The sequence below is a fragment of the Leptospira noguchii serovar Panama str. CZ214 genome, assembly GCF_000306255.2.
Taxonomy (GTDB): Bacteria; Spirochaetota; Leptospiria; order Leptospirales; family Leptospiraceae; genus Leptospira; species Leptospira noguchii.
In genome coordinates, this window is the sequence record NZ_AKWY02000001.1 from 1 (window position 1) to 13,068 (window position 13,068).

Sequence of the window (13,068 nt, forward strand, 5' to 3'; positions counted from 1 at the left end):
GACTAAAAAGCCTGTTTCAAAACCTCAAAAAATTTGTATGATCATTCTTTAGAAGTTTTTAATAAAATGCAATAGCTCCTACAAAAATTATCACATTTGGAAATTTTGGGATAAATTCTAATTACCCCAGTCAAATTTTTACATAAAATAACCTAGTTACGTAAAAACGGACACCTTTTTCTCAGCAAATGAGGTAAAGGTGAAAAATGAATAAAAAAGGAAAATACTCTCCGGAGTTTAAAGAACAAGCAGTAAAGCGAACGCTTTCAGGATCGTTTACGATAAAAGAAGTCGCCGAGTCCTTGGGAATCAGTTATTTTGTGTTACGACAATGGAGAACAGAAAACTTGAAGAAGTCGGAACAACAAAATCCACCAACGGATAAGCAGTTAAAAGAGATCGAAGAACTGAAAAAACTACGGAAGGAAAATCAGAAACTCAAGGAAGAGAACGCTATCCTAAAAAAGTTTGCAGCCATGCTTTCGAGAGAACAAAATCCCGATTGATGTTCATGGAAACTCATCGATTTGAGTTCCGATTCGAAGCATGGCTAACGTCTTAGGAGTATCACGTTCAGGATACTATCAATTTCTGAAACGAAGCAAAAACGAATTAGAAAATATAATCCCGAACTTGTAGAGTTCATTAGGGAAACGTGGTTAACAAATCGCAAGAATCACGGTTTGGTTCGGTTGCTTCGGGAAGTGAAGAAAGTGTATTCAATTTACGGAGCAAGAACAGTTCGAAAAGTGATGAAACTTTGTGAAATTCGTGGAAAACAAGAGAAGCGCTTTCGGATTGCCACGACAAATTCTAATCATGGGAATCAGGTTGCTCCAGACTTAGTCAGGCGGAATTTCAAAGCGAATAAGAAGAATCGAATCTGGGTTTCAGATATTACTTTTTTGAGATCCTCCTTAGGTTGGATTTATCTTTGTGTAATATTAGACCTTTATTCTCGGAAAGTAGTAGGTTGGTCGATTTCGAATGCTAATGATTCCAAATTAGTCTGCAATGCTCTTTCCAAAGCGGTCGAATTGAGAAATCCTCCCAAGGGTTTGATTTTTCATTCTGACCGAGGATCCAATTATTGTTCGAACGAAACTCGAAAATATTTGCTCGTCAACAAAATTCGCAGGAGCAATAGTAGAAAGGGAAATTGTTGGGACAACGCGGTCGCCGAGTCCTTCTTTGGTTCTCTGAAAAGAGAAATGGAATATGATTACTTTTATAGAATTCAAGAAGCGGAAGAATTACTTTTTGATCATATAGAAGTTTATTATAATAGGCAGAGATCTCATTCATACTTAGACTTTGTGAGTCCTGCAGAATTTGAAGAAAATGCTGCGTAAAAAATGTGTCCAATTAACCGTGACTAGGCTAAACTGAGAGTTAATTGTTTTTGAATCTTCAATTAAATTGAGTAGCCTTTATATATTTTTGTGAAACCAAAATATTATTTAAAATAATATGTTTAATATTTCTTATATAAAAATTATCTAACTAATCTTTATATAAGAACTTGGATTTTTATATAAATTTCTTTCCTACTCATCCATGTAAAAAAATGAATATTTAAACGTTTATTACAAAGTGCCGTTTACGTAAGTTTGATAGAATCCAATGCGAAAGGGATTGAAGCGTAGGGAAACTCAGCGTCTCGCTTTCTGAACTCAATACATCGTGGGCGCTCTGCAAATCGTGTTCTATAATAAATTGTAATTAAATACAAAATATTGTATAACGTTTCTTATATATAATAGAGTTGTTGAAAAATTCCATAGTTCAAGTTTAAGGAAACTGTTTCAATCAACCGTTTCTATGAAATAAAAACTGATAGAGAATTAATTTTTCAAAAACTCTATTGTATAATTTTCAGTAAAATCAAAATTGAATTGTAATCGAAACACGAACTTTTTGATTTATTGTGATTTTTTCTTTTTTACGAACATCTGCTTTTAAAGGTAGAACATACTTTATAGAATTTTTTTCGGGAAAAATAGAAGTACTCCAATTCGTATCACCAATTTTAACTAGGACTGGAATCATCCCCCAAGATCTAGGCGTTTTATGTAATAATATAGATCGCACTTCTTTGGAAGCTTTAACAGGTAAAGTCAAAAAATACCATCCGCCTTTACCAGGATAAATCCAAACAGTTGCTTGGAATTGAATTGTAACTGAATTCAAATTGACTACTAACCTATTGAAATAAATTAAAATTCACAATTCTATTTTTATAATTTTATTTATGTTTTGTTTCTAAACCTAATTATCAAAAAGATCAAATTGAACAGATCTCCAAAAATTACTTTTCATTTAGAAACATTTTTAAAAAATACAAAAGTGGTTTTTATATCTACAAAAGATCTTTTTCTAAAAAAGTTCCAACCTAAGAATATTACTTTTATATTTTCTACCAAGGACTTTCTTTTTAATTTAAGCAGTAAAATAAAAACTAAATTAGATCATTCAAATATTTAAATACTTCTTCCGGCTCAAGATCATATCCGGTTGCCTTGAATCCGGTCCAATTGATACCCACCAATAAATTATCGTTTTTTAAACCGGGAAGCCAGCGGTCTATAAAATCCTGAAAGGAAATTTCATAAGCTTTAAATAAAAAATATACATCTACATGATTGATGACCGTTTGCACCCGATTTAGAGAAGACCAAAATGGCATAGCTCTTTTACCAGAAATTGTTATAGGACTAGGAAAGCCACTTTCATCACACAAAGTCCAAACCTTTTTGTGCTTTTTTATTTCTATAAAAAATTGATGAAATTGAGCAGACGATTGTCCCAAAACTTTTAGTCACTTGATAACCGCTTCGAACTGGGATTATCCATTCAAAATTTAATCGTATAACATAATATCAATGGAAGTAGAATTACTGAGTCATTCGCATTGAATTTCAAAATTGTTGTTTTACTTTTTCCAAAAAAATAAGTTCTTAAACACAATAACAGTTATAATAAAAAATCAACCGACGAGAAATATATATTAAAATTTCAACTTTTTTAAAAAATCAAAAAACTTTAGTTATTCTCTTTTAAAACTTTGTAAAATTTTCTCCACAGATTCTTCGTGGGTTCTTCCTTTCACTAAACTTTCCGAAATATGAAATAAAAAAGAATCGGGAAGTTTATCTCCTGAAGCAATAAAAAAACCGGTTTTAGCGTATCGAGGACGTAGATTATCATAATAAGTCCAAAAAATCCCATCCATTTTTTTTTCAAAATTTTCTTCACCTAACTCGTGTAATTCGACCATTTCTCCTTGATTTACAGACAAATCTAAAAACTTTACAAACTCTGGTTTGATTTTATCAATTTCTAAAAAAGGTTCCGGAAAATAAAAAATTCGAATTGAAGGATAACGATTAGGATCCGTTTCACTGGAAGAAATAATTCCTGCAATTTGACCGGTACCGGTCTGATCTTTCAAAGTAAGATTTTTAGGATTATGAAAATAAAAATCCTCAGGAAGAGAAAGTTGAACTTGAATATTAGAATTTTTTAAAATTCTAGATTCTGAATTGTATTCCCAATTTGTAAGTTCTTTTTGTTCCCAAGTCGGTTTAAAAAGAAAATAGGAAGTTAAAATTTCTCCTTGTTGAAGAGCTTTAAAACTCAAAAGCCCTCCGGTCAAAATCATTAAACCAAGTAAAGAAATTCTGTAAAATACGGTGCTTTCTAAAAAACGAAGTATAAGACCTATAGAACAATAAACAACGATGAAAATTATGCCGGATCGATTCAAATAAAAGTCAGTAAAAAAAAGAAATACGATACAAAAAATAAATACAATTACTTCTGCAAAAGGATTTAAAAAGATTTGAATCGTGTCGTAAGTCGTAGCTGAATCCGGGCCTATTCTGTATTTTTTGACGGATTCTTGTTTGAGTAATTTCCCAAATGCAAAAGAGATCAAAAAGAAAAAACCACTCGCAACGATAAACGCACCCGAAACCAAAAGAAAAACAAAAAAGATTGGAAGATGATTTTCATGTAAAACAAGAAAAGAAATTCCGATCACAGAATACGCCAGATAAAGCTTTCGTAAAAAGGAAAGTTGTTGCACTTTTGTAAGTAAAGATTTGAGTTTCTTCCATCCAGGAATTTTTGAGGACCATTTCATGAGTCAGATTACCGATTTTTTTTCAGAGCTGAAAACGAGTTTTGACAACCTATCTCAGTCTATCCAATCATTTCTGAATACGATCGAAGCGATTCGTTCTTTTTTAAAGATTCTTTTTTCCATTGTTCCTTTAGATCTTTTTTTAGTTTTAATTTTTTCTCTGGTTCTTGTGTATTTGTTCAATACAATTTCGCCAACTACAACCCGTCTCAATTATACTCTAGGCGTATTGATCGTTTCGGCTCTTCGAGCATTTTTTCATCAAACTTTATCACAAACTTGGAATTTAGGTCCGGTATTCCTAACGGTAATTTTTCTTTTGGCTCCAGCTTATTTTGTTTTATTATTACGTTTCGGATTTTATTTTTTGAAAAAAATTCAAAAACGAAAAAACGAATTCAATCCCAAAGATTTTGAAACAGGGCTCAATCACATTCAAAAATCGTTTTATAATCTAATGGCAAAAGGTTATGAAGAACTTCACTCCGCAAATGGGAAACCTTTTTCGGATTTTAGTTCTTTGAAAGAACAAATCGCAGAGTTAGAAAGAACTATCCAAGGTTTAAAAAACCTTCTCGATTCTGAAAAAAAATGATCCAAAACTTTTTAATTATCAAACATTCACCTAACGACTATTTATGCCTAATGATTAAGTTACGAAAATAAAGTGAAAGTCCACTTCAAAAACTAAAAGAATTAACAAATTAAAAAAGTTTGGACTCTCCTGCTTTGAATATACTGAAAAATAAAGTTTTAAAGTAAAATCGCAGGCCGGACTTGTTACACGAAAAAAGCCTTCAGCATAGCTTTTTTTTACAGAAAAAGTTTTATGCTCATCTCTACGAAATGACTGTTACGCATTTCTAACGCGGCAATTTATAAAAACGAGTAATCTTAATAATATAACGTGAGTTCGACGTAAGAAGATCTGGGCGAATCCGGCTACCATAATCAACCAACCAGGCTCTCAGCTCTGGTCAATAAATTGTATATAAGAACGTTATACAACTTATCGTCGTAGATTTCAATTTAGAACGCGATCCATAGAGAGCGTTCTGCTGAGTTTAACGCGATCTGTCGAGCGACTCATAGGGAGCGAGACGCTGAGTTTGAGAGAGTATTCTGCTGAGTTCCCCCGCATCGATTCCTTTTCTCGTTAATTTACGGTAATATAAGCTTAATAAAATATTTGAATGTATTTTATTGATAAATCTAAAATCCGATTTTGAATTTTATTCTGTCGGTTTAAATAAATCCTTTACGGCATCTTTCGCTTTAGACTGATTAAAATCGTCCCGATCAATTAGTATTAAATCTAGATTTTCTTTTTCGAGACGAACTAAGATTTTAGCAATTTCAGTTTGGGATTTTGAATTGGTAGCCAAATAACGGAATTTAGTTTTACATTCGGGACAAGTTTTATCTTTCGTATAATTTAAGCCGAGGTGTTTACAATTCCCACAAGTCCCATATAAATCATCTATTAACAATAATTGAGAGGAAATTTCAGAAACGTTTAACTTTTTCCAAACACGAATGTACTTTTTATCTTCAGTTTGCATTACTTTATTTGGATAAATCAAACTTTTTCCAAGTCAAGACAAAACCGAAAGTTAAATCGATACATTACAAAATCGATTCCGATTTTTATGAAACTCGATTTTATTTTTTATAAGAAACAAATCGTTTATACAATTTTTGATTTTTAATCAATTGAATTATATTTTACAAATCAATCTTTAAAAAGATTAAACCTAAATTCAATCCACATTGAAAAACGATTTATTTTTTGAAATATGATTTTTTCTTTTAGAAAATTTACACTTAATTCTTTTATCTTGACTTTTCATTTTTTAAGTCCAATTTATTCAAAAGTTTGAATAACGCCCTAGGACAAAAAATGAAAATATCATTCATAAGAACTTATCTTATTTTAACTATCGCATTGATTACGATTACAAATTGTATTTACACAAACATAAAAACTCCAGGTTGGTTTTACTCTCAAAGTTATACGGACGTTCGAGGGATGGATCCAGTTGGAAAACTTTCCGGTCAAGCTTGTGGGGAAGGTTGGTTTTGGCTTGTTTATACCGGGGATGAAAGTTATGAAGCCGCAGTTCAAAATGCGATTCAAGACAAAGCCGATCTTCTATTTGACGTACAAACGGATTACTATGTTAAATCTATATTTTTCAATTTATACTTTTATAAATGCACTCGTGTAACCGGAATCGGTGTTAAACTTCCCCATCGATTGATAAAAAAAGAGTAGATCAAAGTATGAAATTTCAAATTAAAATATTCACCTTAACCGTATTAGGTGTTATTTTATTTTTAAACTGCACCTTACCAATTGGAAGCCGCAGAACATTGGTTAAACGAAACCCTATGCCTTATCCGACCGATGCAATTTTATCACCCGAAAATCACGTTTCCATTGCAGGAACCTACTTTAGAGATCCATCAATTCATTATGGAAATGCATCCACACGGTTACGTTTGTTCGGATTCGATGGATTCATTCATTCAACGTCTTCATTACCTCACAAGGACATGTTTCACGGATCTTTAGATGATTGGGATTGGTCCAAACATAGGATCATTCGTTTTGAAGGAGAAAGCCAAGGATGTCAAAGAGGAATAACGTTGGTTTTACCACTAAGACAAGGAGAACGTGAAATCTTGGTTCCAATTTCTTTTGTTTTTGGTAAAGCTAGTTTTTACGAAGAACTTAAACAAGAAATGGAAAAGAACAAGATCAAGGCTCTTTTCGATTCTAGATTAGATATAGAACAAACCGCTTATTTATTTTGGTTGATTCAGAAAAAATGTATTCGGTTTAAAAGTTATGCTATTCAAGAATTCTAAATCGATTCCATTGAGCTTATGACAGTAAAACAAAAAACGATTCTTGCATCTTCGTCTTTATTTGGATTTTTAGGAGTGGCCTTAGGGGCCTTTGGTGCACACGGATTAAAATCAATTTTAAGTCCAGAAATGTTAGCAATCTATGAAACCGGAAATCGCTATCACTTAATTCACAGCATTCTTCCCTTGATCTTGGCTATTACAGGTTTTGTGAATCAGAGTCGAACAGCTTGGATTTCTTCGATTTTATTTCTTGCAGGAATTCTAATATTCTCAGGATCTTTATATATATTGTCGATTACTGGGATCAAAATTTTAGGAGCAATTACACCGATTGGTGGGATTTCATTTTTAATCGCTTGGGCTCTTTTAGGATTTTCAGTAATTCAATCAAAAAGCGACTAACGTTTAGTTCCATAATAAAACTTTCCATTTTTTACGATTAGTTTTCTAGTAATTAAACCTTCTGCAATAATCAAAAGGCCCTGAACAGCAGATTCTTTGTTAGATAACTCTACGTCTTTTTGTTCAGCCATCAACTGATGTACATATTGTCTTCTGTTTCCTTCAAGAACTCCCAACATAGCACCACAAACTTTACTATCACCGACCAAAAAAGCCAACGCAAGAGTTTGAGGAGGAGTTTCATTGCAAAGATAATACAACGCCAAGTTATCGAAGTAAGAAAGTTCCTCGAAAGATTTTACGGTAAGTTCTTCTTTTTCATCCATGATTGATCGATTCCAGTTCGGTAAGTTTTTTTTCGAGGTATTGAACCAAATGGGAAGAATCCGGATCGGAACCCGTAGCGTTACGGATTAAATCCTCGGCCGAATAAAATTTTCCCTTCCAGTGAACATTTTTTCTAAGCCAAGTCAGAAGAGAAGAAAAGTCCATTTTATCTTTTACTTCCGATTGAAAATTCGAATTCTGCTTTTGAAAAGATTGAAAGAGTTGGGCCGAATAAATGTTCCCGAGCGTATAAGTCGGAAAGTAACCGAAAGCTCCGCCGCTCCAATGCACGTCCTGCAAAACTCCTTCCCGATCCGAAGGAACTTCGATTCCGAACATATCCTTCATCTTTGCGTTCCAAATTTCCGGAAGTTCGGAAACTCCAATTTTACCGTTGATCAAATCCCTTTCGATTTCAAAGCGGAGAATGATATGAAGATTGTAAGTGATCTGATCCGCTTCCACCCGAATCAAAGAAGGAGAAGATTGGTTGATATATGTGAAAAGTTTCGAAAAACTAAGTTCGGATTTTTTTATATTCAGAGTTTCTAATAAAATAGGATAATACATTTCCCAAAATTCTAAAGATCTGCCGACTTGATTTTCCCAAAGCCGACTCTGCGATTCGTGAACGCCCAAAGAAACGGAATCATGCAAAGGCGAAGGCCCGCCTTCGATTTCGGAAATTCCCGCTTCGTAAAGAGAATGTCCAGTTTCATGCAAAATACTGAATATAGAAGAAAGTGGGTCTTTTAAATCATAACGTGTAGTAATTCTCTTGTCCTTACTTCCTAGGGAAGTAGAAAAAGGATGTTCACTTACATCCAAACGGGAAATTTTAGAAGATAATCCTAAAATACTTGGAAGTGTTTCTCCCAATTTGTTTTGAAGGGAGATTGGAACTTCTTTTCGAAAAGGATTTGAAAATTTTTTTCCTCTTGCGACTAAAGGTTTTAAATTATCTTTTAAACTAAAAAATAATTTTTCTAAATTTGCAGCTTTCTCGCCTGATTCATAATTTTCTAATAAAGCGTCATAAGGTTCCGTTTGATAACCATAACATTCAGCTTGTTTTTTACTCAGTTCAACAATCTTAGAAAGAATCGGCGTAAAATCTTCAAATCGATTTTCCTTTCTGGCCTTAGCCCAAATAGAATGTGCTTTACTTGTAGTGACAGAAAACTCCTCTACAAGTTCTTGAGAAAGAAGACGAGAACGATCTAGATCTTGAAATAATCTTTCGAACTCAACTCTTCTTTGTTCTTGGCCGGGAAGAATTTTTTGTTCGTTTTCTTCTCGTGCTTTTGTAGCAAGTTTATAAAAATTTTCACCCGCATATTTAGAATGAATTAAACCGGAAAGAAGCCCGATCTGTAAACCCCGTTCTGCTCTTCCCTCTTCTGGTAAAGTGATCTCAGAATCCCATTGAAGTACGCTGAGTATATTTCTGAACGTATAGATTTCTTGATAAGCAGTTCTATATTCTGTAAAAGATTTTAATTCGTTCCGAATCGAATTTGAAAAAAGGTTCTTATACTCTTCCATCTCAATGGATAGTAAAAATTCTTCTTTTAGATTGACAAGTACCCTAACCACAAAAAAATGATTTTTGCACGAATCGCGGGCATGGTGTAATGGCTAGCACTGTAGCCTTCCAAGCTTCCAGTGAGGGTTCGAGTCCCTCTGCCCGCAAAATTTCCTCCAAATATAATAAAATACTGAAGTTACTATTCAATGACTCGAACGCGAGCTTTGGAAAGCATTTGTAGCGACAATAGGAGCGTCACAAATGTGACCGAAGCACAAGATGTGCTGAGGACAAAGCGAAGTTAGTCGAGCAGGATGCGAGACTACGAAGAGGGCGAGTCCCTCTGCCCGCAAAACTTTCCTTTATAAATATAATAAAATCCTGAAATTACTATTCAATGACTCGAACGCGAGCTTTGGAAAGCATTTGTAGCGACAATAGGAACGTCACAAATGTGACCGAAGCACAAGATGTGCTGAGGACAAAGCGAAGTGCCTCGAAAGGTGTGAATTCCCACAAATTTAAAGTATTATTGCAAAATTAAATTTGTAGTAGTTCCTACATTTTCGATAAGAAGAAACTGATTTTTTAGAAATATTTCAAAATGAAAACGCAATAGTCCTCATTTCTAAAAGCTGATTCTATAATCTGGTTTGTCAGAATGTAACTTTTGAAGAAAACAGCGGCTTTACCATTATCTGCTTTTGAACCAACAAAAGTTCATCAGGAATATTTTACTTTTCCTAATTTCTTTCATAAAACTACATTAAGTAATACTCACTTGTATATTAAAAATAATGAATACTTAGTTTAACAATCGTTAAATAAATGATTGTTAGATTATAAGCTTAAAAATAAGTTCGTCGCAAGGTTATAAAAATAAAGTCATCTTTTGTAAAATATAAGATTTTAATATTTAAATGCGATAATTGTGATATAATAATATTTGAACATTCTCAAGTATCGTCTGTATCTTTATATTAGGATCCATTTTGTAATATCTGCTGGGTTACATAATAGATCATTTTGAATTTACTCACTAATTTCCGTTTTGAAACGGAAATTCCGAGAACCAATCTATTATGCAGGTTTTAGAGATGAAATTGATTTCTACTTTGATAGATATCATTTTTCAGTGATGATTTACATTACGACTATAAATAAAATATCCATCTCCAAAATGGGGATTGGTTTTAAATTCATAGTATCTATTAAATAGAAATCAGTAAAACAAACCAGGATCTGAAATTTACAAAAGTTATGTAATACTTTATAACCTAACAAACGTTAAATTTCACTAAACAGGAGTTACAGTCATGTACAATCAAAACACTCTAAATAAGAATTCAATTTTGAATTCAAAACAAGAGAATATACCTTTATTTAAAAAAATTCCATTCTATTTGATTCTGATTTTTTCCTACATGTTTTTAGCATGTAATTCAGAAGGCTTAAATTCCAATTTACCACTTTTAACAGATTCAACTAAAAACGAAATTCTCAATTTATTAAATCCCACCCCTCATAGTTCTTCTGCAATCTTAGAAGAATTTGGGACCTTATTTGTAGCGCCTGGTTTTCATAATGGTGGATTTTCCCACGATGGAATCAGTATGGCAGACGAATATTGCAATGCAAACATTCCTGCAGGTTCTTTTGCAGCAGCAGGGGCCCCTTATAAGGCCTTGTTAGCAAACAACTTACCGAATTACTATAAAAGAGTAGCTACTGTTACTCCAAATGCAGGAGACGGACAAGAGAATTGGATTTTGAAACCAAATACAGAGTATAGAAGAGTAGATGGAGTCACAAAAGTAATGACTACTAATTCTGTTGGTTTATTCGATTTTACGAACGAAAATTTAACAAACCCATTTACTTCCACCTTTGTTAATATCTGGACAGGACTCAATCCGGACTGGACGACTCGTTCTCTTTATACTCCGACATCCGAAGGGAATTGTATCGCATGGGTACTGAGTATTGGTGAATACGCTAATATTGTTTACGGAGGTACATTCGGAGTTGCGAATATGATAAACTCACATGCGATCTTCGATAATTTTGCCACCTGTGATAGTACTGCAGGAGTTACTAGTCAAGGAACAGCAGCTCCTTTAAGCATCTTATGCGTAGGCCAGAAAGTACAGAGAAACTATAAATTCCTATTCGTTACTCCAACAGCGCATAACGGAGACTGGGGTGGAGTGAGCGGTGCAGACGCATATTGTCAGGCAAACATTCCGGCATCCATTGCAGGTACTGGACCTTACAAAGCGATGTTAGTAGCTCCTACTAGAAGACAAGCCACAGTTAATCCAAATGTAGGAGATGGTCAAATTGATTGGGTCTTTAAGCCGAATACCGAATATAGAAAAACCGATGGGATTACAAAAGTAATGACTACCAACTCCAAAGGTTTATTCGATTTTTCAAAAGGAAGTCTAACCAATTCATTTGAAGGCTTAGCCGACGCATACATTTGGACAGGGTTATACAGTGATTGGAGAACTGTAGCTACTTATAGTGAAATGTGTCACGATGTTCCTAGATTTGGCTTAACAACGGATACATCCGGTTGGGAAGGTAATGGTAATTCTGGAAGACTTGGAAATACAAAGAGTATTACAAGCCGCTCTATTTCCCATACAACTACGGCCTGTACAAATAAAGCGGTTCAACTTTCTTCTACTGTATCAATAAACCTTGGGATTCTATGCGTTGAACAATAAATTTCATTAATTAAATTCTAAAAAATGAAAACGTTTCCTTAGACTTATAAATATTAAATCACCGAACAATGATTTTGCGTAGTTTGCGGGCATAGGGCAATATAACTTAGATCCAATTGCCCGCAAAATCCTTCATTTTTTACTCACCTCTATAAAATTAAGTACCTCAATGTTTATCACAAGCCATCTTACGTAAGTTCAATAAAACCCAATACGAAAGCGATTGAAGCGTAGAGAAACGCTCTCTCAAACTAAAGCCGTCTCACTCTCCATGGATCCTTTGACAGATCGCGTTCTATAATTAAATTGAAACTAAAGACCAAATAGTATATTACGTTTCTTTTATGCAATTAATTGACTGAAGTTGAAAACGAGGTCCGGCAACGCCGGATTCGCCCTTTTTTCTTACATAGAATCTACATTATTAAAGTATAAATTATTCAACGGGTATTTTATTATGAGCTTGTACCAAAATCTCAAAGAATTTTACACGATCATTTTTTAGAATTTTTAATAGAATGTAGTAGTTCCCATATTGGATGGTTTTAGGCCAAGTTTTTAAGTAGAAATCGATCTACAAAATTCAGGTCTCAGCTTTTCTTACGTTGAACTTATATTAAACTATGAAATTATTATTCGGACGCATAAAAACGGTTCCAAAAAGGAACAATCGATTTTATCAAAGATGTAATATTTTTAAAAAGTGACGTTTAACTCATGTTTGCTGACTTTTTAAAGTAGATCCCAGGATAAGTATTATTTTATACACCCAAGTAGTAATTTGGGCGAAAACAAAAAATCGGTTCTGTTTCAAGAACCGATTTTAGATGATTTGAATCGAATTTTATCTTTGAATCGAACTTTCCGATCGATCGTTTTGAATCTCATTTAAGAAAACAATATTAGTAGAATTGTTTTCTAAAATGCTATCTGCGAGAGTTTCCAACAACCTTCCTATTTTCTTATTTCGGGAAAGTTCCGGCTTACGGGAGATTTTATCCGGTTTATTTTCCGGGTTATCTTCGTTTGCTCGGGAATACAAGGGAATCCTCCAAAAGTGT

Annotated in this window: 12 protein-coding genes, 1 tRNA gene and 1 pseudogene; 7 read left to right on the forward strand and 7 right to left on the reverse strand. The window is 33.6% G+C overall.

Translation table 11 applies throughout. From position 1 onward, the window contains the following. Positions 1-206 precede the first annotated feature (206 nt). Positions 207-1,352 (forward strand): annotated as a pseudogene (locus LEP1GSC059_RS22630) (IS3 family transposase). 532 nt (positions 1,353-1,884) lie between these two features. On the opposite strand, the gene LEP1GSC059_RS00015 reads toward LEP1GSC059_RS22630, so the two are convergent. The 3 genes from LEP1GSC059_RS00015 to LEP1GSC059_RS00030 form a co-directional block, all read right to left on the reverse strand. Beyond that, complete coding sequence (locus LEP1GSC059_RS00015) at positions 1,885-2,190, reverse strand: DUF1905 domain-containing protein (protein ID WP_017215020.1); 306 nt, start codon at positions 2,188-2,190, stop codon at positions 1,885-1,887. Between the two features lie 268 nt (positions 2,191-2,458). Beyond that, positions 2,459-2,809: a DUF2750 domain-containing protein gene (locus tag LEP1GSC059_RS00025; protein WP_004436035.1), complete on the reverse strand. Its 351-nt coding sequence runs from the start codon at positions 2,807-2,809 to the stop codon at positions 2,459-2,461. 237 nt (positions 2,810-3,046) lie between these two features. Next, positions 3,047-4,144, reverse strand: a complete 1,098-nt coding sequence (locus tag LEP1GSC059_RS00030; RefSeq protein WP_020980125.1) for a hypothetical protein — start codon at positions 4,142-4,144, stop codon at positions 3,047-3,049. Here LEP1GSC059_RS00030 and LEP1GSC059_RS00035 point away from each other — a divergent pair. Next, on the forward strand, positions 4,143-4,739 hold the full coding sequence (locus LEP1GSC059_RS00035; protein WP_002179307.1) for a hypothetical protein: 597 nt from the start codon (positions 4,143-4,145) through the stop codon (positions 4,737-4,739). The genes LEP1GSC059_RS00030 and LEP1GSC059_RS00035 overlap by 2 nt on opposite strands. Before the next feature lie 637 nt (positions 4,740-5,376). Here the strand turns inward: LEP1GSC059_RS00035 and LEP1GSC059_RS00040 are convergent. Next, positions 5,377-5,706: a hypothetical protein gene (locus LEP1GSC059_RS00040; RefSeq protein ID WP_017215022.1), complete on the reverse strand. Its 330-nt coding sequence runs from the start codon at positions 5,704-5,706 to the stop codon at positions 5,377-5,379. A 344-nt stretch (positions 5,707-6,050) separates the two neighbouring features. Here LEP1GSC059_RS00040 and LEP1GSC059_RS00045 point away from each other — a divergent pair, with 344 nt between their 5' ends. The 3 genes from LEP1GSC059_RS00045 to LEP1GSC059_RS00055 are packed head-to-tail and all read left to right on the forward strand — an operon-like array spanning position 6,051 to position 7,420. Continuing rightward, positions 6,051-6,419 carry a TRL-like family protein gene (locus LEP1GSC059_RS00045; protein WP_085976793.1) on the forward strand — a complete coding sequence of 123 codons (369 nt, stop codon included), beginning with the start codon at positions 6,051-6,053 and terminating at the stop codon, positions 6,417-6,419. An 8-nt stretch (positions 6,420-6,427) separates the two neighbouring features. After that, positions 6,428-7,015, forward strand: coding sequence for a hypothetical protein (locus tag LEP1GSC059_RS00050; RefSeq protein WP_020980135.1), 588 nt, complete (start codon positions 6,428-6,430; stop codon positions 7,013-7,015). A gap of 18 nt (positions 7,016-7,033) precedes the next feature. Further along, complete coding sequence (locus LEP1GSC059_RS00055; protein ID WP_002179480.1) at positions 7,034-7,420, forward strand: DUF423 domain-containing protein; 387 nt, start codon at positions 7,034-7,036, stop codon at positions 7,418-7,420. On the opposite strand, the gene LEP1GSC059_RS00060 is transcribed toward LEP1GSC059_RS00055, so the two are convergent. Together LEP1GSC059_RS00060 and LEP1GSC059_RS00065 are read right to left on the reverse strand one after the other, a co-directional pair. Then, complete coding sequence (locus LEP1GSC059_RS00060) at positions 7,417-7,746, reverse strand: hypothetical protein (RefSeq protein ID WP_002179223.1); 330 nt, start codon at positions 7,744-7,746, stop codon at positions 7,417-7,419. The genes LEP1GSC059_RS00055 and LEP1GSC059_RS00060 overlap by 4 nt on opposite strands. Then, positions 7,739-9,292, reverse strand: coding sequence for a carboxypeptidase M32 (locus LEP1GSC059_RS00065; RefSeq protein ID WP_020980108.1), 1,554 nt, complete (start codon positions 9,290-9,292; stop codon positions 7,739-7,741). The genes LEP1GSC059_RS00060 and LEP1GSC059_RS00065 overlap by 8 nt, the downstream gene beginning before the upstream one ends. Positions 9,293-9,367: 75 nt before the next feature. Here LEP1GSC059_RS00065 and LEP1GSC059_RS00070 point away from each other — a divergent pair. Then, positions 9,368-9,439, forward strand: a tRNA-Gly gene (locus tag LEP1GSC059_RS00070). Between the two features lie 1,152 nt (positions 9,440-10,591). Beyond that, a complete protein-coding gene (lenE, locus tag LEP1GSC059_RS00075; RefSeq protein WP_017215026.1) occupies positions 10,592-12,007 on the forward strand; it encodes an endostatin-like outer membrane protein LenE in 1,416 nt (471 codons plus the stop codon). 844 nt (positions 12,008-12,851) lie between these two features. Here lenE and LEP1GSC059_RS00080 read toward each other — a convergent pair. Beyond that, positions 12,852-13,049, reverse strand: a complete 198-nt coding sequence (locus LEP1GSC059_RS00080) for a hypothetical protein (protein ID WP_002179484.1) — start codon at positions 13,047-13,049, stop codon at positions 12,852-12,854. Positions 13,050-13,068 lie beyond the last annotated feature (19 nt).